The 20924-nt window shown below is 74.8% G+C and carries 11 protein-coding genes and 1 pseudogene; 6 read left to right on the plus strand and 6 right to left on the minus strand.

Going from position 1 to position 20924, the window contains the following annotated elements; genetic code table 11:
- Positions 1-155: 155 nt before the first annotated feature.
- Positions 156-1388: an L-2-hydroxyglutarate oxidase gene (gene lhgO, locus IG86_RS0137355; protein ID WP_208864300.1), complete on the minus strand. Its 1233-nt coding sequence runs from the start codon at positions 1386-1388 to the stop codon at positions 156-158.
- 29 nt (positions 1389-1417) lie between these two features.
- Positions 1418-3094 (minus strand): NsdA family TPR-like regulatory protein, encoded by a 1677-nt coding sequence (locus tag IG86_RS0137360; protein WP_030816779.1) that lies wholly within the window; start codon positions 3092-3094, stop codon positions 1418-1420.
- 629 nt (positions 3095-3723) lie between these two features.
- Here IG86_RS0137360 and IG86_RS0137365 point away from each other — a divergent pair.
- On the plus strand, positions 3724-5919 hold the full coding sequence (locus IG86_RS0137365) for an asparagine synthase-related protein (protein ID WP_030902893.1): 2196 nt from the start codon (positions 3724-3726) through the stop codon (positions 5917-5919).
- Between the two features lie 16 nt (positions 5920-5935).
- On the opposite strand, the gene IG86_RS0137370 is transcribed toward IG86_RS0137365, so the two are convergent.
- A complete protein-coding gene (locus IG86_RS0137370) occupies positions 5936-7234 on the minus strand; it encodes an MFS transporter (protein ID WP_107056330.1) in 1299 nt (432 codons plus the stop codon).
- A gap of 138 nt (positions 7235-7372) precedes the next feature.
- On the opposite strand from IG86_RS0137370, the gene IG86_RS0137375 reads away from it, so the two are divergent.
- Together IG86_RS0137375 and IG86_RS45660 are read left to right on the plus strand one after the other, a co-directional pair.
- Positions 7373-7879, plus strand: coding sequence for a MarR family winged helix-turn-helix transcriptional regulator (locus IG86_RS0137375; RefSeq protein WP_030816773.1), 507 nt, complete (start codon positions 7373-7375; stop codon positions 7877-7879).
- 765 nt (positions 7880-8644) lie between these two features.
- A pseudogene (locus tag IG86_RS45660) lies at positions 8645-11648 on the plus strand (AfsR/SARP family transcriptional regulator).
- Positions 11649-11662: 14 nt separating this feature from the next.
- Here IG86_RS45660 and IG86_RS0137385 read toward each other — a convergent pair.
- Positions 11663-13711 (minus strand): sigma-70 family RNA polymerase sigma factor, encoded by a 2049-nt coding sequence (locus IG86_RS0137385; protein ID WP_037943865.1) that lies wholly within the window; start codon positions 13709-13711, stop codon positions 11663-11665.
- 321 nt (positions 13712-14032) lie between these two features.
- Complete coding sequence (locus IG86_RS0137390) at positions 14033-14809, minus strand: TetR/AcrR family transcriptional regulator (RefSeq protein WP_030816768.1); 777 nt, start codon at positions 14807-14809, stop codon at positions 14033-14035.
- 333 nt (positions 14810-15142) lie between these two features.
- On the opposite strand from IG86_RS0137390, the gene IG86_RS0137395 reads away from it, so the two are divergent.
- Both IG86_RS0137395 and IG86_RS0137400 read left to right on the plus strand, forming a co-directional pair.
- Positions 15143-16573 carry an NAD(P)/FAD-dependent oxidoreductase gene (locus IG86_RS0137395; RefSeq protein WP_030816765.1) on the plus strand — a complete coding sequence of 477 codons (1431 nt, stop codon included), beginning with the start codon at positions 15143-15145 and terminating at the stop codon, positions 16571-16573.
- Positions 16574-16708: 135 nt separating this feature from the next.
- Complete coding sequence (locus IG86_RS0137400) at positions 16709-18538, plus strand: ATP-binding SpoIIE family protein phosphatase (protein ID WP_030902900.1); 1830 nt, start codon at positions 16709-16711, stop codon at positions 18536-18538.
- 84 nt (positions 18539-18622) lie between these two features.
- Here the strand turns inward: IG86_RS0137400 and IG86_RS0137405 are convergent, their stop codons facing one another.
- Complete coding sequence (locus tag IG86_RS0137405) at positions 18623-19906, minus strand: MFS transporter (RefSeq protein WP_030902902.1); 1284 nt, start codon at positions 19904-19906, stop codon at positions 18623-18625.
- 124 nt (positions 19907-20030) lie between these two features.
- On the opposite strand from IG86_RS0137405, the gene IG86_RS0137410 reads away from it, so the two are divergent.
- Positions 20031-20567: a MarR family winged helix-turn-helix transcriptional regulator gene (locus tag IG86_RS0137410; protein ID WP_030666248.1), complete on the plus strand. Its 537-nt coding sequence runs from the start codon at positions 20031-20033 to the stop codon at positions 20565-20567.
- The last annotated feature ends 357 nt before the right edge of the window (positions 20568-20924 follow it).

The following is a 20924-nucleotide window of genomic DNA, read 5'->3' on the forward strand; positions in this document are numbered from 1 at the left end:
GGGGGGGGGGGGGCCGGGACTGCATGATTTACGGCGCCCGGGGGGATCGGGCCGTGTGGGGCGTGGCGCGCCACACATCACGTTCTACGTCCCGGCCACCCCCACCCCGCCCCCGACGCCTCAGGTCGGCGCCGGCGCCGGCTGCAGGGTCCGGGTCAGGTCGAGCCGAGGGTGCGCAGGACGCGGGTGGCGATTTCGCGGCCGATCGGGAGGGAGGCCGTCGCGGCCGGGGAGGGGGCGTTGAGGACGTGGACCGTGCGCGGCGCGTCGCGGATCAGGAAGTCGTCCACCAGGGTGCCGTCCCGCAGGACAGCCTGCGCGCGGACGCCCGCCGCGGCCGGGCGCAGGTCCGCGGCGTCGACGGCCGGCAGCAGGCGGCGCACCGCCCGGGTGAAGGCCTGCTTCGACAGGGAGCGGCGGATCTCGCCCGTCCCGTACCGCCAGTGCCGGGAGGCCATGCGCCAGGCGCCGGGCCAGGCGAGCTCGTCCGCGAGGTCCCGCGGGCGCACGGTCGACCAGTCGTATCCCTCGCGGGCCAGCGCGGGCACGGCATTGGGGCCGACGTGGACGCCGCCGCCGATGCCGCGGGTGAGGTGCACCCCGAGGAAGGGGAACGCCGGGTCGGGCACCGGGTAGACCAGCCCGCGGACCAGTTCCGGGCGGGCCAGGTCGTAGTACTCGCCGCGGAAGGGGATGATCCGCATGCCCGGGTCGTCGCCGGCCAGGCGGGCGATCCGGTCGCAGTGCAGGCCCGCGCAGTTCACCAGCGTCCTCGCCCGGACCACCAGGCCGGACGTGGTGCGCACGGCCACCGCCGAGGCGCGGCGCGAGATCAGGTCGACCTCGGCGCCGTAGACGATCTCCACGCCCGAGGATTCGGCGAGCTGGGCGCTCACCCGGCCGTAGTCCACGATGCCGGTGCTGCCGACGTGGATCGCGGCCAGGCCCTGCACCTGCGGTTCGTACTCCGTGATCTGGGCCGGGCCCAGCTCGCGCACCGGGATGCCGTTCTCCCGGCCGCGCTGGACCAGGGCGTGCAGCCGGGGCAGCTCCTCGCGCTCGGTGGCGACGATCAGCTTGCCCGTCACCTCGTGCGGGATCCCGTGCTCCGCGCAGAACTTCACCATCTCGGCGGCGCCGCTCACCGCGAAGCGCGCCTTCAGCGAGCCCGGGCGGTAGTAGATCCCGCTGTGGATCACACCGCTGTTGCGGCCCGTCTGGTGCCGGGCCGGGCCCGACTCCTTCTCCAGGACGACGACCTTCGTACCCGGAGCCAGGCGCGACAAGGCATGCGCCGTCGACAGGCCGACGATCCCGCCGCCGATCACCAGCACATCGCAGTCCACGCCACCGCCCACGCCGACACCTCCCACCCCTGCATACTGCACCCCCGCACCGACAACGAGGCCACGCGGGTCTACGCCGGAGCCACGAGGAGGGGCCGGGCCCGCTCGCGCAGCTCCGCGACGCGCGGTTCGTCCCCGTAGGGTTCCAGGCGGTGCAGCAGGTCCCGTACGTATTCGGTCGTGCGGGCCGAGGAGATCCGGCCCGCCACCTCCACCGCCCGGGTGCCCGCCGCGCACGCCGCGTCCAGATTGCCCGACTCCAGCTCCGCGACCGCGCTGACCACCAGCCGCAGCCCGTGGGAACGTACGTACTCCTCCGTGGGCCGGGACAGCGCCTGCTCGGTGAAGCGCCGCACCTGCCGGGGGAGTTTGAGGTCGCGGTAGCATTCCGCCGCATCCGCCGCGAAACGGTCGTACGAGTAGAAACCGAGCCAGGTCGGATCCGGGTCGCCCTCGCGGGACCGCTCCAGCCAGCCCTCCGCGGCCCGCAGCGCCGCGCCGGCGGCCGTCGAATCGCCCGCCTTCGCGTGCGCCCGGGCCTCGACGAGCCGGAAGAAGCTCATCGTGCGCGCGGTGGCCAGGCCGCGGTTGCGCTCGACGGCCGCCTGCGCGAGGTCCACGCCCTCGTCCGGGAAGTCCCGGTAGGTCGCCTGGAGGGACATCGAGGCCAGCACGTAGCCGCCGAGCGGTACGTCCGCGGCCGCGCGGGCGAGGCGCAGCGCCTGGATGTAGTAGCGCTGGGCCGCCTCCTGCTGGCCGGTGTCGAAGGCCATCCACCCGGCCAGCCTGGTCAGTTCGGCCGTCGCCCCGAACAGGGCGCGGCCCACCTCGTCGGTGTACGAGCCGAGCAGCAGTGGCGCGGCGTCCACCCGCAGGCACTCGGGGACCATCGACGAACGCCAGTCGCCGCCGCCGTACTTGGAGTCCCAGCGGCGGGCGTCCTCGGCGGCCTCGCGCAGCTTCGTCACGTCGCTGTGGCCCACGCGCTGCCCGTGGTCGCGCGGCGTTTCGGCTCCGTGCTGCGCGGGCACAACGGTGGACGGCGGGCCCGCCGGGCCCGTCGGTGCTGTCATCGGGCCCGTCGCCGGTCCGGTCGTACGGCCTGCCGGGGTCCCGTCCGAGGGTGTCCGGGGTGCCGGTGTTGCGGGCGTCGGCGACGACTGTTGTGACGGGAGGTCGCGCGCCGGTGCGTCCTGAGCCGGAGCATCCTGAGCCGGAGCACCGTGGGCCGAGGAGGCCGCGGACACGGGCCGGTGGTGTGCCGGGCCCGCCGGTTCCCGCGCCACCGAGCTGTCGGCGGGAGATATCAGCCACCGCGAGGCGGGCGTCGCGTACGCCGCCACGGAGAACGAGCCCGCGAGCGACTGCCAGATCCCGCCACCGCCGCGCCGCCCGGCGAGGTCGAGCCGGTAGAGGTCGGTGGCCGAGCGCACGGCGGCACCCACGTCCCGCGGGAAGGCCAGCCCCACCTCGGGCGCGGGGTCCGCGTCCGCCAGGCCGATCTCGTGCAGCGGCACCGGCCGGCCCAGCTTCGCGCCGATGGCCGCGGCGATCAGGTGCGGGGCGGCGCCCTGCGGCACCATCCCCTTCGACACCCACCGGGCCACCGACGTCTTGTCGTACCGGAGCGTCAGGCCGCGCTGCGCGCCGAGGTCGTTGACCCGCCGGGCCAGCCCGGCGTTGCTGATGCCCGCGAGGGCGAGGACGGCGCCGAGCTTCTCATTGGGCTCGCGGAGCTCCCTGGACATGCGCCACCCCTCGTCACACGCGGAACGCATACGCCGCCGGGGCATAGGCGCCCGGCATTTCGTAAACCCAGCGTAGTTCCCCGCCTCCCAAGCGTTAAGGCCCTTACTTCCGTATGGCGGGATTGTTGTCCGTTTGCACAGTCCGCCCCGGGGCCGGTGCCGGGGCGCACGTCCCGTGGTGTGCTCCGCCCGTGTGGCCGTGCGCCCGCCCGTGCGCTCTGGCCGGTCCGCGGACCCGGCGATTCGATGTGCGGTGCGTGGGTCGGCCCGCTGCGTGGACCGGGTGGGCCGGGGGATGCCGCTGCCTCAATCCCCGCGGGTGGCGGAACGGTCCGGGGGGCGGAATCCGCCTCCCGGACCGCGCCCGCGCGCCGGGCGCCGGCACCGCGCGACGGCTCTCCAGGCGGCCGAAGAATGGCCGAAAGCGACCTATGGGGCGGTGGGAACGGAACGCCAAATACCGCGTGGCCGGGGCGTGTTCGTTTGCGTGTGCGCCCCCTATAACCCCTCTCGCACGCCTGTCCCGTGGCAGCATGGACCCGAGCCACCGGGGTCCAGCCGACCGCGCCCTCAGCGCTGTCCGTGCTGCCCGTGCCCCGGTCATGTGCCCACGGGCTGGGGAGGCGGCGGTGCGCTGGTTGGTGGGGTGGAGCAGTATCGCCGCGAGCTTCGGCACGGCCGGCCGCGTCTCCGGCCTCGGACCCGGCCACGGGCCGGGCGGGTACGGCGGCGACGGCGCGCCCCTGCACGGCGGCATCGCGGACGCCGCCCACGCGGCCGACCCCGGGGCGGACGCGGAACGCACCGTCCACCCCGTCGGCTCCCAGCTGCTCTGGGGCGATCCGGACCCGCTCTGGGCCGTCGGCGACTGGCGCCCCGACGAGATCCGCACCGTCACCGCAGACCCCGCCGACCCCTTCACCCGGCTCGCCGTGCTCGGCTGCTGCGGCGCGACCGACGCCGAACTGCGCAGGGCCCTCTACGCGGCCCGCGGCGGCGCGCTGCGCCACCTCACCCAGTGGTCCGGCAGCTACACCGCCGTGGTCCAGGCCGGCCGCCGCATCACCGTCGTCGGCGACCTCGCGGGCGCCCGGCCCGTCTTCTACACCCCCTGGGCGAGCGGCACGGCGTACGCCACCGCCGCCCTCCCGCTCGCCGACCTCATCGAGGCGCAGCTCGACATCGGCCACCTCGCCGCCCTGCTGGCCTGCCCGGACAGCCCCGAGGCGCTGGGCGACGGCACCCCGTACGCGGGGGTCCGCCGCATCCCGCCCGGGCACGCCCTCATCCTGCGCGAGGGCTCCCGGGAGATCACCGGCTACGAGCAGGTGGCCTCGCTCGCGGTGGCCGCGCCCGAGGCCGACGCCGACCGCGCGGTGGAGGGCGTACGGGAAGCTTTGGTGGACGCGGTGCGCGCCCGGCTCACGGCTCCGCGGCATGCTCCCGAGACGCTGCCACCGTACGATCCCGGCCCCGTGCCCGGTATGGGCCCGGCCGACCGGCGTGCGGCCCGCGGCGCGCCGGCCCCCGGGGTGGGCGCCGACCTGTCCGGCGGCAGCGCCTCCGCGACGCTCGCCCTGCTGGCCGCCGGTCTGCCGGGGGCGCCGGGCAGCCTCACCAGCCCCGCCGGCGCGCGGCTGCTGGCGGTCACCTTCAACGACCTGGCCACCCCGCAGGGGCGCGAGGACGAACTGGAACGGGCCAGGGCCATCGCGGCCGACCCGCGCCTGCACCACGTCGTGGTCGCCGCCGCGGCCGAGGCCCTCCCGTACGCCGAACTGGACGGCCCGCTCACCGACGAACCCGGCCCCTCACTGGTCTTCGCCGCCCGCGAGCGGCGCAGACTCGCCGCCGGAGCGGCCGACCACTTCACCGGCCACGGCGCCCGGCAGGTCCTCGACGCCCACCCGGCCCGCATGGCCGACCTGTTGATGGACCGCCGCCGGCGCCACCTGCTGCGCCCGGTGGCGGCGCTGGCCCGTTCCGCCTCCGCCTCGGGAGCCGCCGGGGAGTCCCTGCTGGTGCCGATCACGGTGTATTCGGCGGCTCGCAGACTCGCCCGTACGTCGTACCGCGCGGGCATGGAGGCGGCCGCGGCCAGACTTCGCGAGGGCGGGGTCACCGAGCGCGCCTCCGGTCCGGTGGACGCTTCCCTCGCCGCCCTGACCTGGGCGCGGCCGGGTCCGGCGGCGGGCTGGCTCACGGGGGAGGCGCTGGCGGAAGTGTCGGTCCGGCTCACGGCCGCCGCCGGGCGCCCCCCGCTGTCGCTGCGGCCGGGGGAGGCCCGGGCCCGTTCCGTACTGGCCCGTCACGCCGCCGACCACCGGGTCTTCGAACAGGCCGTGGAGGTCCGCAGCCAGCGCCTGCACGCCCCGTTCCTCGACAACCAGGTCGTACGGGCCGCACGCGCCCTGCCCGAATCCCTGCGCGTCCAGCCCGGCGCCCGGGCGGAGATCCTGCGCAGCGTTCTCTACTCGGCCGGCGTGCGCGAACTCCCGCCGGGCTGGGGCGCCACCGCGCACACGCCGAACGAGACGGCGACCGGCCTGGGGCTGCGCGCCGCCCTGGGCGACCTGCTGGAACTCTTCGCCGCCCCGCTGCTCGCGGACGCCGGGCTGATCGAGGCCCGGGTCGTGCGGCAGGCGCTGCTCGACGCGGCCGAGGGCCGGCCGGTCCCGCTGGACGGGCTCGCCGAACTCGTCTCGATGGAGCTGTGGCTGCACCGGCTGCTGGCCCGGCGCGGCACCTGCTGGACGGGGACCTCCGCGGCGCGGCGCCGGGCCGTGCCCGAGGGGGTCCCGGTGCACCGCCCGGCGCTGTCCTGACGGTTCGGGTCCGCCCTCACGCGCCGCCGAGGACCAGGGCGGTCGCGATCGCCGGGCCGAAGGCGCCGCCGAGCTGGTAGCAGAGGCTGAACAGGCCGATGGCCGTGGGGCGCTGGGGGGCGGGGACGCTCGACGCGGCCTGCATCGACAGCACGGCGTTGGCGCCGGTCGCGCCGAACACGCCGCCGAGCGTGGCCACCAGGAGCAGCGGGCCCCAGCTCGCGAACACCGCGAGGAGCGCGGCCAGCGCGCCGAGCGTGACCAGGACCGCACGCACGGCCGTCCGCCCCAGGCGCGCGGAGGCCGCCGCCAGCAGCCAGGACAGCGCGGATCCGGTGAGCAGCGCCACGAGCTGACCGGCGCCGGCCGCCGTGACGTCCCAGCCCGCGCGGTCGGCGAGCAGCCGGGGCACCGCGAAGAGCAGGGTGAAGTACGAGGTCGACAGCGCGAGCGCCAGCAGCGCCGAGCCGAGGAAGAGGGGGCTGCGGACCAGCGCGGCCGGGACGAAGCCGTCGGGCCGGCGCCGTACGTGGAGGGCGAGGAGCGCCGCGGCCACGGCCAGGGCCGCCACGGCCACGGCCACCACGGCCGCGGACGCGGAGCCGAGGGCGGCGGCCGGTGCGTGGGGCAGCAGGACCAGGGCGGTGGCCAGCACGGTCAGCAGCGCGGCGCCGCGCGCGTCGAAGCGGCTCCGCGGGGCGGTTGGCGGAGCCGTGACCGCCGCGTGGCGGCCGACCGCGGGCAGCGCCAGCAGCGAGAGCAGGGACACCGAGAGCGAGAGCCGCCACGACACGGCGTGGGAGAGCTGCGCGCCGAGGAGCGGGCCGGCGGCGCCGAGCATGCCGAAGCCGGCGCTGATGACGCCCATGCGGCGGGCCGAGCCGGCCAGGCTCATCGCGGCCGCCACCAGGCCGGCGCCGCCCGCGGCCTGGGCGGCCCGGCCGAGGAGGGCCGCCGGGAGCCAGGGGGACGCGGCGACGAGGAGCGTGCCGCCGAGGAGGAGGGCGCCGGACAGCCGGAGCACCGGCGTGAGGCCCCGGCGGCGCATCAGCCCGGCCATCAGGGGGACGGAGACGGCCATGGCCCAGGCGAAGGCGGCGACGAGCCGGGCCGCGGTCTCGGTGGGCACCCCGAGCGAGGCGGCCATGTCCGGAAGGATCAGCACGGGGGCGTTGGCCGCGGCGGCCACGGGGGTGGCGAGCAGGGCCAGCCACAGCACGGGGACGGGGCCGGGGGTGGGAGCGCGGCCCGTGGCGGCGGTGGTGGCACTGGTGGCGGTGGTGGCCGCTGTAGCGGTGACGGCGGTGGTGGTCATGGTGTGCCCGCTCCGATCCATCTCAAGGCTCAGAATCTCAACGTTGAGATAAAATCAGGGCAGTCCTCTCAACGTCAAGTGTCTCAACGTTGAGATATTGTTGGCGGTGGGATGACAGCCAGTGGAGGAGGAGGCGGCATGAGCGACGCGGTGGACGCGATCATCGGCCAGTGGACGGAGGAGCGGCCCGATCTGGTGCCGGGCCTGTGGCCGGTCGAGGTCCTCGCCCGCATCCAGCGGATGAACCGGATCCTCGACAAGCACCTCAAGGCCTTCGCGGCCGAACGCGACCTGGAGATCGGCGAGGTCGACATCCTCTTCACCCTCCGCCGCAGCGGCCCCCCGTACGCACTCACCGCCGGTGCCCTCATCCCGGCCGCCATGGTGACCTCCGGGGCGATCACCAACCGCATCGACCGCATGGAGGCCAAGGGCCTGGTCGAACGCGTGCGGGACGGCCAGGACCGCCGCACCGTCCGGATCCGGCTCACCGAGCAGAGCATCGCGCTCACCGAGTCGCTGTTCGAGGACCATCTGCGCCAGTACGCCGCCCTGCTCGCCCCACTGGACCCCGCCACCTGCGCCACCCTCGCCCAGGCCCTGCGCACCCTCCTGGAAGCGGGCGGAGACACCTCGATCACCTAGGGGCGCCCGGCGGATCAGGGCCGGGCGCACGGCACAGCGGCACAGCGCCTCGCCGCGGTGCCCTCACTCGACGACGCTCCGCTTCGCCTCCCTCGCCCGCCTGGCGATCCTTCCCCTCGGCCCTGCAGGCCCGGGGACGCCCCATGGCGTCATGCACCACTCCCTGATCCGGCCTGATCCGCCGCCCCTGGGGCGTGGCCGACGGATGAGGGCCGGACCCCGCCCGCCCGGCACGCGGCCTGCCGCGTTGTCGTCGGTCACCGACGCTCCGCACCGGCGCCCGGCCGCCGGGCGGGCGCCGCCACCCGTCGATCACGCCGAGCCTGCGGCGCCCGGCACCGTGCCTCGCCGCGTCGCCCTCGGCCGACGTCGCTGCGCGATCGCCGGCACGCCGGGCCCGGCGCCGGGCTCCGCTCCCTGCTCCGGCCCGATCGGCGAGAGACCCCCTGGGCCGAGTTCCGCCTGCGCGGCGCGGACCGGCGCGCACGCTTCCCCCTGCACCGTCCCCACCGCTGCGCGATCGCCGGCACGCCGGGCCCCGCTCCCTCATCCGGCCTGATCGGCGAGACGCCTCCTGGGCCGAGTTCCGCCTGCGCGGCGCGGCGCGGCGCGGTGCGGCGCGGACCGGCACGGACGCTTACCCCCAGCCCGGCGCCGGGCCTCAACTCCCTGATCCGGCCCGATCGGTGAGGCGCCCGGCCCGGTCGGGTCACGCACCGCGGGGTCCGCCCTCCGGGCGGGCGGCCGGCCGGGCAGAATTGGCGGGTGCGGTATCTCATCCTCGGCGCCACCGAGGCACGCGACGAGGCCGGCGCCCCCCTCCCGATCGGCGGCGCCCGGCTGCGCGCGCTCCTCGCCGCCCTCGCCCTGCGCGCCGGCCACCCGGCCTCCGTCGCCGAACTCGCCGACGACGTCTGGGGCGACGACCCGCCCCAGGACGCCCCCGCCGCCCTCCAGGCCCTCGTCGCCCGCCTCCGGCGCGCCCTCGGCGGCCGGGACACCGTCCACGCCGCCGCCACCGGCGGCTACCGCCTCGCCGCCGCCCGCGACGACGTCGACCTCCACCGCTTCAACCGCCTCGCCGCCCAGGGCGACCGGGAACTGGCCGCCGACCCGGAGACCGCCGCCCGCACCCTGCGCACCGCCCTCTCCCTCTGGCGCGGCCCCGCCCTCGCCGACCTGGCCGAGCCCGCCCGTACCGCGCACGCCGCCGCCCCCGAGGCCCGCCGCTCCGCCGTCCTGCGCCGACGCATCGAGGCGGACCTGCGCGGCGGCGCCACCGCCCCTGCCGAACTCCTGCCGGAGATCGAGGCACTGGTCCACGAAAGCCCGTACGACGAACCGCTACGCGCCCAGCAGCTGCGTGCCCTGCGCGCCGCAGGCCGGCCCGCCGACGCCCTCGCCGCGTACGAGCGCACGCGCCGCGTCCTCGCCGACGGTCTCGGCACCGACCCCGGGCCCGAACTCACCGCCCTGCACGCCGAACTGCTCCGGCCCCGGCCGCCGCAGGCCCCGCCGGACGAGCCCACCGCAGACACCGTCCACCCGCCGGAGGCCCCCCGCGGCAACCTCCGCCCCCGCCTGAACTCCTTCGTCGGCCGCGAGCCCGAACTGGCCTCCCTCCACGACGACCTGACCCGGCTGCGCCTCATCACCCTCACCGGCCCGGGCGGTTCGGGAAAGACCCGCCTCGCCGAACACGCCGCAGCCGCCCACCCCGAGCCCGGCTGGCTCGTCGAACTCGCCCGCCTCGACCACCCCGCCGCCGTCCCCGGAGCCGTCCTCAGCGCTCTCGGCCTGCGCGAGAACTCCCTCGTCGCCCGCGAGACCCCGGCGCCGACGGCCGCCACCGACCCCACCACCCGCCTCGTCGAGCACTGCGCCCACCGCAGCCTGCTGCTCGTGCTCGACAACTGCGAACACGTCGTCGAGGCCGCCGCCGAGCTCACGGGAGACCGTCCGCCCCGTCGAGCCCCTGCCGCCCGACCCCGCCCACCGGCTCTTCGCCGACCGCGGGGCGGCGGCGCGCGCCGGGTTCACCGTGGACGAGGACCCGGCCGCCGTGGCCGAGATCTGCGCCCGTCTCGACGGGCTGCCGCTCGCCATCGAGCTGGCCGCGGCCCGGTTGCGGCTGCTGACCCCGCGGCAGATCGCCGACCGGCTCGACGACCGCTTCCGCGGCGACACCGGGGACGCCGTCCAGGACGTGGCCGACACCCTCGGATCCCTCGTCGACAAATCCCTCGTCCTGGCCGAACCGTACGAGGGCCACGGCATGCGCTACCGCATGCTCGAAACCATCCACGAGTACGCCGCCGAACGCGCCGCCGCCCACCCGGCCGACGCCCGGGCCACCGCCCGCCGCCACGCCGCCCACTACCTCGCCGTCGCCGAGCAGGCCGAACCCCTCATCCGCTCCGCCGCCCAGCTCCCCTGGATCCGGCTCGTCGAGACCGAGCTCGACAACCTCCGCGCCGCCCTCCACACCACGACCGTCGAGGAGGCCGACGTCGAATCCGCGCAGCGCCTGGCCTTCGCCCTCGGCTGGTTCTGGTGGCTGCGCAACTACCGCGGCGAGGGTGCCGAGTGGACGCACCGGATCCTCGCCCTCACCCCGGCCCAGCCGCCCGAGGGCACGCCCGCGTACTGGCGCCGCATGCGTCTGCAGGTCTTCGACATGTTCCTGCTCGCCGAGAGCAACTCCGCCGAGAAGTTCCGCACCCCCGAGTACCTGGACCTCGCGGGCCACATCAAGACGGCCTTCCGCCACGGCTCCCCCGAGACCGCCGTCTTCCCCGGGATTCTCTGGCCCGCCACCTCCTTCCTCACCGGTGACGTCCTCGAATTCCACGCCGACCTGGACCAGTCCGTCGAGAACTGCCGCCGCCACGCGGGCGACTGGGAACTGGGCATCGTCCTCATGCTGCGCACCCACGTCGCCATCGACGTCACCGGAGGTCTGCCCACCGTCGACGCCGACCTCGCCGAGCTCCACGAGATCGCCCAGCGCGTCGGCGACCGTTGGACCCGCGCGCAGGTGGCGAGCGCCGCCGGGGAGATCGCCCTCTCGCGCGGCCGGTACGCCGAGGCCCGCACCGAATTCGAGGAGTGCCTGCGCCTCGCCCGCGAGGTCGGGGCCCACGTCGAGGCGCCCTTCGCCATCGCCCGGATAGCCGAGTCCGCCTACAGCGCCGGCGACCTCGACGACGCCGAGCGGCTCCTGGCCGAGGCCGACGAGGAGTCCGACCAGCACGGCGGCGTGTACGACGTCAGCGCCTACGCCCGGCTCCTCGCGGCCATGCTCGCCCTCCAGCGGGGCGACGCCGTCCGGGCCAGGGCCGAATGCGAGCTGGCCCGCCTCCAGACCGAACGCATCACCGTGCCGGCCCAGCTCACCGCCGGGCTGGACACCGTCGACGCCGTCCTCACCGCACGCGAACGGGGCCCGGAAGCCGCACTGGGCCTGATCGGCCCCGCCCTGAGCACCGCCGTCACCGCCCGGTGCGCCGAGCGCGTCCTGGCCGGCATGGCCGAGGCGGCGGCCCGCTTCCTGGCCGACGCCGAGCGTCCCGCCGAGGCCGTACGGGCCTTCGCGGCGGCCACCGCCTGGCGCGCGGGCCGGCCCCGCTCGGCCCCCGAGGCGACCGTCGTGGACGGCCTCGCCGAACGCACCCGGGCCCTGCTGGGCCCCGACCGCTGGGCGCGGGAGGAGGCCGCCGGCGCCGCCCTCACCCCCGCCGACCTCGCCGCGGCGCTCACCGCCGGCTGATCACCACCGGCCGGTCAGCGGCAGCTGATCACCGCGTCGGCCCAGCTCGCCAGCGTCGGCAGCCTGCCCGGCCCGGCCTGCTCCACCACCAGCCGCAGCGACTTGCGCCCGGCGAGAGAGACCTGCACGGCCACCGCGGGATCCTCGTACCCGAGAGCGCCGGACTGCCACAGCCGCTGCCCGTCGGCGTACACGGAGAACCGCACCGCACCGTCGGTGAACAGCGACAGGCCGTCCACCCCGGCCCATGCCGAGAAGGTGGTGCACTGCCGGTTGAGGGCAATCTCCACCGAGGAACGCGAGTTCACGGTGATCCCCTGCGCGAACCGCCGGTCGCCCACCCGCAGCCCCCAGCGCTGCCACACCCAGCTGCTGCGCCAGGTCTGCAGCTCCGGTCCGCTGTGGTCGCCCTGCACCGCATGCGGGAGCGCGGCGAGCCGGAACGACTGCGGCGGCTTCGGAACGGGCGACGGCGTCGTCGGCTTCGGCGAGGGCACGCTCGGGGACGGTGTGGGCGCGGCCTTCTCCCGGCTGGGGGAGGGCGACGGGGAGGCGGAGGGCGCCGGCGCGGCCGGGGCCGGAGAGGCCTCGGCCGACGGCGTCGGCTTCTGCGACGGCGGTACGGAGGCACGCGCGGGCGGCGGCTCCTCCCCGGCCGGGCCGGGCTCCGCCGAAGGCGAAGGCGAAGGCGAGGGTGAGGCGGGTGCCTTCGGCACCGCCGGAGCCGCCACGCTCGGCGCGGGCTTCGCCCGGGCCTGGGGCTCGGGTTCGTCACCGGCCAGCGCGAACACCACCCCGGCGGCCGCGGCCACCGCGATGCCGGCGGCGATGGCGGCCTTGGCCGGCAGCCCCAGCCCCTCGGAGGCCAGCGCACCCCCGACCGCGGACCCGGACCCACCGGCCCCGGCGGCGCCCCCCGCGGCCCCGGCCCCGGCGGCACCGCTCCCGGCGGCACCTCCCGCTGCCCCGGCCGCACCGGCCGCGGAACCGCCCCCGGCGGTCGACCCGCCCGCGGCGGCCGCCGCGGCCCCGGCCCCGCCCGCGGCGACGGCCCCACCGGCCACCACCCCGGCGGCCTTGGCCGCGTACCCGGCGGCGAACCACCCGATGACCGCCACCGGAAGCAGCGCGGGAATGCCCGCGTTGACGTCCTTGAGCTCACCGGCGGCCAGCCGGCACTTCACGCACTCCTCCAGGTGCCCCCGCAGCCCCCGCTCCGCCCGCATCCGCAGCCCGCCGCGCGCATAGGCGCCCAGCCGGTCCGCGTACCGCGCGCAGTCGCCGCCCTCACTCAGCGCCGAACTCACGTGGGCCTGCAGATAGGCCTGCTTGAGTCCCTCCCGGGCCCGACTGGCCAGCACCGCTGTCGCGTTGGCGCTCAGCCCGAACAGCGGCGCGATCGCACTCGGCGAGGCCTCCTCGACGGTGGTGTGCCACAGCACGGCCTGCCACCGCTCGGGCAGGCTCCGGAAGGCCTGCACGGCCAGCGACTGCTCGGCCACCCGCATCGCCCGCACGTCCGCGCCCAGTTCGAGGGTGTCGTCCCCCGACAGCCCGGACATCCCGGCGCCGCTCTCCGTGCGCGCGGCCGCCTGCTCCGCGAAGACGGCGAAGTCCTCGACGAGATGCTCCCGCCTGGCCGTCTTGGCCCAGGCCGCCGCGACCCTGCGCACGGTGGTCAGCAGATAGGCCCGCACCGACTGGTCGGGCCCGGCACCACCCCGTACCGCCTGCAGGGTCCGCGCGAACACCTCGGCGGTCAGGTCGTCGGCGGTGTGCGCGTCCCGGCAGCAGGACCGCGCGTAGCGCCGTACCGAGTCGGCGTGACGACGGAACAGCTCCTCGTACGCGCCGCCGTCGCCGCCCCGCATCCGGGCGATCAAGTCGCCGTCGGACGGCGGCAGATCGCCCCCGGCACCGCCCCCCGGGGCGGAGGACCCCGACGAACGTGCGTGGCGCCCGCCCGGTTCGCGCTGCGCCGGCACCTGCCGGGCGGGCAGGCTGCCCACCTCGGTCTCGCTCCCGGCACCACCGGGTGACTCTTCACGCCCGTCAATGCTCATCGCGGAAGCTCCCGCACGACACGCTCAACCGGTACACCGATCAAGCGTGTCACACGGCGGACACGCGTCGGACCCCTCTGCGCACCATCCACCCGTCCGGGCAGGTTTCGACGCATCGCCGAACAGCCCATCAGCCGTGCGAATCGGACTGCCGGAACCGCCCCGCCGCCAACACCGGCCCACCGACGGCCCCGTGCCGCCCTGCCGGCCGACCCGGCACCGACCGCGCACCGACCCCGCAGCCACCTCGCAGCGACCCCGCACCGGCCCGGTGCCGGCCCGGTGCCGGCCCACCGAAGGGCCGGCACCGGACCGACGGGATCACGCCGTCCGGGAACGCAGCCCCTCAAGCAGGATGTCGAGCAGCCGGGTCGAAGCCGCCGCCTGCTGCGCCGGGTCGGGCAGCGCGGGCGCCGCCGTCGCTATCACCAGCAGCACGTCGGCCACCGTGACATCGGCACGCAGCTCGCCGGCCTCACGCGCCCGGTGCACCAGCCGTCCGACGACCTCCAGCAGCGCACCCGCGCCCGCGTCGTCCGACGGCTCGTCCTCGGCCGCGCTCCGCGTCGCACCCACGACCCGCAGGCCGGGAGCCCCGGCCGTCTCGGCCGCCTGGCGCTGGTGCGGAACCCGCGCCTCCTCCGCCTCCTCGGCCGCCTCCTCGGCGGTCGAGCCGACGCGCAGCACCTGCGGCGGCAGCAGCCGCCCCGCGCCCGAGGCCACGGAGGTCCGCAGGAAGCGCGACAGCGCCTGCCACGGCTCCTCCTCCTGACCCAGAGCGGTCCTGGCCTGCTCGGTCAGCCGGGCCGTCTCCTCCTCGGCTATCCGCCGCACCAGGACGTCCTTGCTCGGGAAACGCCGGTACACGGTGCCGACACCGACCCGGGCGCGGCGCGCCACGTCCTCCATCGGAGCCCCGTAGCCCAGCTCGCCGAAGACCTCGCGGGCCGCGCGCAGCACGTGCTCCAGGTTGCGCTGGGCGTCTACGCGCAGCGGAGTGGAGCGCCCCACACCGTGCGTGGTCGGGCTGGTCAGGGCACGACCGGTGCTCTCGACCGAGAGCGCGGTCGCAGAACCATGGAAATCGGAAATGTTCATATGTATCCCCCGGTAATCATTTGTCTCCCCCCGGAGACACTCCCCGCCTTCACGCCGAGGGGGGCCACGGTCTCAGGCCCGGTCCTCGACGAGATACGAACATAGTTGAGCCAGAGTCAATTCAGAAGAGGCAGCCCCGGACGGACCACCGCCCGATCGGAGCATTCACCCCCACTTTTCCCTTCCATACCCTCGGAACCTGCCTCTCCGCCCGCTCTGACCTGCGAACTTCCACCCCCGCCGGAGGCCCTCCGCAGCCCCGTCCCAGGGCTACCACCGGTCACACAATTTGTCGGGCCTGTGGACAAACTCCCGGCCACGTTGCGTCATGGGATGGTGAAGGCTGCTAACTCCCGGGGCACGGCCCCCGGTACCCCGCCCCGCACGCGCATCCTGATCGTCGGCGGCGGCTACGTCGGCATGTATACGGCGCTCCGGCTCCAGCGAAAGCTGAGAGCGGGAGAAGCCGAGGTCACGGTGGTCACGCCCGAGCCGTACATGACCTACCAGCCCTTCCTCCCGGAGGCGGCCGCGGGCGCGATCTCCCCGCGCCACGTCGTCGTCCCCCTGCGCCGCGTGCTCGGCAAGTGCCGCATCGTCATCGGCCAGGCCACGCACATCGACCACGCCAAGCGGACCGCGACCGTCAACACGCTCGCCACCGCCGACGAGGCCACCGGCCCCATCGAGGTGGAGTACGACGAACTCGTCCTCGCCCCCGGCTCCGTCTCCCGCACCCTCCCCGTGCCCGGCCTCGCCGACTACGGCATCGGATTCAAAACCGTGGAAGAGGCCATCGGCCTGCGCAACCACGTCATCGAGCAGATGGACATCGCCTCCTCCACCCGCGATCCCGCCCTCCGCGACGCCGCCCTCACCTTCGTATTCGTCGGCGGCGGCTTCGCGGGCGTCGAGGCCCTCGGCGAGCTCGAGGACATGGCCCGCTACGCGGCGCGGTACTACCACAACATCAAGCCCGAGGACATGAAGTGGGTCCTCGTCGAGGCCAGCGACCGCATCCTCCCCGAGGTCGGCCTGGAGATGGGCGTCTACACGGTCCGCGAACTGCGCAGCCGCAACATCGACGTCCGCCTGGAGACCCGGCTCGAATCCTGCGAGGACCGCGTCGCCGTTCTCAGCGACGGCGCCCGCTTCCCCACCCGCACCATCGTCTGGACCGCCGGCGTCAAACCCCACCCGATCCTCGCCGCGACCGACCTCCCCAGGAACGAGCGCGGCCGCCTCGTCTGCACCTCCTTCCTCACCGTCGAGGGCGTCGAACACGCCTGGGCCGCCGGCGACGCCGCCGCCGTCCCCGACATCACCGCCCCGCCCGGCACCGAAGGCCCCCGCCGCGAGTGCGCCCCCAACGCCCAGCACGCCGTCCGCCAGGCCAAGGTCCTCGCCGACAACCTCCTGGCCGCCCTGCGCGGCGAGGTCCTGACCGAGTACGCCCACAAGTACGCGGGCTCCGTCGCCTCCCTCGGCCTCCACAAGGGCGTCGCCCACATCTACGGACGCAAGCTCAAGCGCTACCCCGCCTGGTTCATGCACCGCGCATACCACCTCAGCCGCGTCCCCAGCTTCAACCGGAAAATGCGCGTACTCGCCGAATGGACCCTCTCCGGGCTCTTCAAGCGTGAGATCGTCTCCCTTGGCTCACTCGAACACCCCAGGGCAGAATTCGAACTGGCTGCAGGCGGCGGACCGAAGGCACCTCCCCCGCCCCTCGCCCCCAACCCCCCGCAGAACGGCCAGGGCTGACGTTGTCAGTGCGGTCGGCCACACTGGACGTGTGACCATAGGTGGGCTCACACCTGCACAGAGTGACATCGTCCAGTCAGCGACCGCCCACGAGCGACACAGCGACCACTCGCGACACCACGAGGCTTGAACGCAGTGAACTTCACGCGCTGGAGCGCCCGGTTTCCCGGAACGCAGCGCCGCGCCGCCGCCCGGACCGAACATGCCGCCGCCCAGGCCAAGCGGGGCGAAGGCGCGGTCCCGGCAGCCCGCGGCGGCCGCCCCGACCCCGGAGCGGAGCGGTCCACGCCCGCCGCCGACGGCCACCCCGCCGACCCGACGGTCTCCGGCACCGGCACCGGATCCGGAACGGGCAGCGGCACCGGTACGACCCCCGCCCAGCGGACCGGCGTCCTCACGGCCGTGCCCTCCCTCGACGAACTCTCCGTACGCGAGGTCCTCGGCCGGCTCCCCGCCCTGGTCGCCCTCGTCCACGGCCCCGAGCACCGCGTCGCCTACGTCAACGACGCCTACACCGCAGGCTTCGGCGCCCGCACCCCCGGCGCCCCCGCCCACGAGGCCCTCCCCGAACTCGGCGAGCTCGGCCTCCTCCCCCTCCTCGACCAGGTCCAGCGCAGCGGCAAGCCCCGCACCGCGAAGAACCGCACCGCACCGGGCGGCGGCAGCTCGTACACCGTCACCTGCACACCCGTCGCCTTCCCCAAGCCCAAGCCCGGGACCGGGACCACGGCCACGGCCACGGCCACGGCCACGGCCGAAGCGGACGCCCACCACACCGGCATCCTGATCCACCTCGCCGACGTCACCGACCACGCCGAAGCCGTCGAGCGGCTCCGCGCCAGCGAACGCCGCCAGCGCGAGGCCGCCGTCACCCTCCAGCGCTCCCTCCTCCCGCAGGAGCTGGAACAGCCCGACGACCTGCGCATCGCCGCCACCTATCAGCCCGGCGGCACCGAGGCCGCCGTCGGCGGCGACTGGTACGACGTCATCACCCTCGGCGCCGGCCGCACCGCGCTCGTCATCGGCGACGTCATGGGCCGCGGTGTCCGCGCCGCCGCCGTCATGGGCCAGCTGCGCACCGCCGTCCGTGCCTACGCCCGCCTCGACCTGCCCCCGCACGAGGTGCTCCAGCTCCTCGACGGACTCGCCGCCGAGATCGACGCCAGCCAGATCGCCACCTGCGTGTACGCCGTCCACGACCCCAACGAGGGCCTGCTCGCCTACGCCTCCGCCGGCCACCTCCCGATCCTGGTCCGCGACGAGCACGGCACCGTACGCAGAGCCGCCGACCCCACCGGCCCGCCGCTCGGCACCGGCGGCTGGCTGCACAGCTCCGGCACCATCGCGCTCGGCCCCGGCTCCACCGCCGTCCTCTACACCGACGGCCTCGTCGAGCGCCGCGGCGAGGACATCGACGAGGGCGTCGCCGCCCTCGAACGTGCCCTCGCCGGAGCCCAGGGCACCCCGTCCGTCATCTGCGACCGCCTCATGCGCGCCCTCGGGGTGGACGCCGACCACGACGACGACGTCGCCGTGATGGTGATCCAGCAGCCCGCCCGCGCCGGCGCGGACGCCGAGCTCTTCCACAACGCCGCCCTGGAACTCCTCGGCGGCATCGAGGCGGCCCCGCGCGCCCGGGCCTTCGCCCAGGGCGTCCTCGCCTCCTGGCGCTTCCCCGTCGAGCTGTGCGACCTCGGGGTCCTCGCCGCGAGCGAGCTCGTCGCGAACTCCCTCCAGCACGGCACCCCGCCCATGCGCCTGCGGCTGCGCCGCACCGACCGCCGGCTGATCATCGAGGTCACCGACGGCGACGACCACCTGCCGCGCCGCCGCCGCGCCGAACCGGCCGACGAGACCGGCCGCGGCATCTCGATCGTCGCCACCATCGCCTCCTCCTGGGGCTCCCGCCGCACCCCGGGCGGCGGCAAGGCCGTCTGGTGCGAGTTCGCCCTGCCGGACAAGTAGCCCGCACACGCGTGAGGCCCCGGTCCACACGGACCGGGGCCTCACGCGCACCGCTGCACGAGCAGTACGTGCGTACGTACGCGGCTACGCGTGTACGGGCTCCTTCACCGCGACGGCCGGACCGCCCTGCGCCACGACCCTGCTCGCCAGCACCGGGTTGTCCTGCATCGGCGTGAGGCCCTTGCCGAGCCGCAGCGCCAGAACCGCGATACCGAGCGACACGAGCACGAAGACCGCGATGTACAGCATCGGAACACCCGCACCGAGCGGCACCCCGAGCGGCCCCAGCGCCAGCGCCATCTGCTTGACCAGCGCGAAGGCCGAGTTGTACTGGCCCACCGAGCCCTCGGGCGCCAGATCGGCGACCAGCGGGGCCAGCGTCGGCGACAGCATGGCCTCGCCGATGCCGAAGAGCGCGTACGTGGTGATGAACGCGGCGGCGGCCATCATCGCGCTGCCGTGCCCCAGCCCGGAGAAACCGGCGATCAGCCACGCCCCGGTCCAGATCAGCCCCACGAGCGCGATCACACGCGACCGGCGGCGCTTCTCGACCAGCTTCAGGACGACGAACTGCGCGAGGACGATCGCACCGGTGTTGGCGGCGAGGGCGAAACCGAGCGTGGAGGGGGAGATGCCCGCTGCCTCCGTACCGAAGGCGGCCAGACCCGACTCGAACTGTCCGTAGCAGGCGAAGAACACCACGAAGCCCAGCACGCACAGCTGCACCATGGCTTTGTGCCGCAGCAGCCGCTTCCAGCCGCTGCCACCCGCCTGCGACGGGTCCTTCGGCACGGCGTCCTTGATGCTCGGCGCGTGGGGCAGCCGCACGGTGGCGACGACACCCGCCAGCACCAGGAACATCACGGCCTCGATGCCGAACAGCAGGGTGAAGCTCCCGGGCCGGCTCTCGTCGACGATCTGACCGCCGAGGAGACCACCGATGCCCAGACCCAGGTTCTGCATGAAGAACTGCAGGGCGAAGGCACGGGTCCGGGTGGACGGCGTGGAACACCACACGATCATTGTGGCCAGAGCCGGCTGCATCACGGCCTGACCGGCGCCGAGCGCCAGCGCGGACAGCAGGATGGGCACGATCCCCGTGGAGAGCCCGAGTGCGAGCGCGCCGGCCGAGGCGGCGAAGGCAGCGCCGATGACCACGGGCACCGGACCACGTCGGTCGATGACCCGACCGGTGAAGGGCAGCGCGACGAGAGCGCCCAGGGCGAAGGCCACGAACGCGCTCGTGGCGGCCATGGAGCCCAGACCTCGCACCTGCGCCACATAGATGTAGAGGAACGGAACCGTGAAGCCGATGCCGAACGCCGTCAGCGCGTTCCCGGCCTGGATCCGCCGCATCGCAGCGCCCATCACCTTGGTCACTTCTCACCTGCCTTGATAACTGAAGACTGAAGACTTCATACCTAAAGTTCGACGCTTAACAGTACACACTGAAGGAGTTAGACGCCAACGCGCTCGTGCGATACTTCGACGCATGGGTGACACCCCCGACGGCACCACGTCCGTCCCCGAGCCGAGCCTCGACGAGCAGATCGCCGTCTACCAGCGCGAGTTCCAGGACCTCGACCCGCAGGTCGAGAAGGTCGTCTCGGCCCTGAGCCGCCTGAACCGCCGGATGAACGTCGCGTACGGACGCCAGACCGCGGCCCTGGGCATCAGCAACGCCGAGTGGGAGGTCCTGAAGGCCCTGGTCATCTCCGGCGCTCCCTACCGGATGGGCCCGAGCGAGCTCGCGAAGCAGCTGGGCCTCACGCCGGCGGCGATGACCCACCGGATAGACCGCATGACGGCGGAGGGCCTGGTCACCCGCGAGCGGGACGAGTCCAACCGGGTCCGCGTGATCGTGGAGCTGACGGACGAGGGCCGCAGCAAGTGGCTGGACGCGATGCGCGCGGCCACGATCTTCGAGGAGGACCTCCTCCAGGACCTCTCGACGGCGGAGCGCGGGGTGCTGGGCGACATGCTCACGCGCCTGCTCGACCGGGTGGAAGACCTCCAGTCACCCAGCTGACCACCGGGGTTGACACAGCCTCCACGGGTCCGTAAGGTTCTTCGAGTTGCCCCGCAGCCGGAAGGTTTCGGCGACAACAAATCGGCCGCCTCGTTGCGGCACCCAACTCAGCACGATCTCCCACTGGGAACGATTTCGGCGTGCCCGAATTCATTTCCGAAGGCCGATTATGAATCGCCGGGGAAATCCACTAGAGTTTGGGGAGTCGGAAGGGCCCAACAGCCCGGAAGACAAACCCCGCTGACTGGGGGTCAGGCCCGAAAGAGTCTGATAGAGTCGGAAACGCAAGACAGCAGAACGAAAGCCCGGAGGAAAGCCCGAGAGGGTGAGTACAAAGGAAGCGTCCGTTCCTTGAGA

Origin of the sequence: Streptomyces virginiae (assembly GCF_000720455.1) — a bacterium.
In the GTDB taxonomy this organism is placed as follows: Bacteria; Actinomycetota; Actinomycetes; order Streptomycetales; family Streptomycetaceae; genus Streptomyces; species Streptomyces virginiae.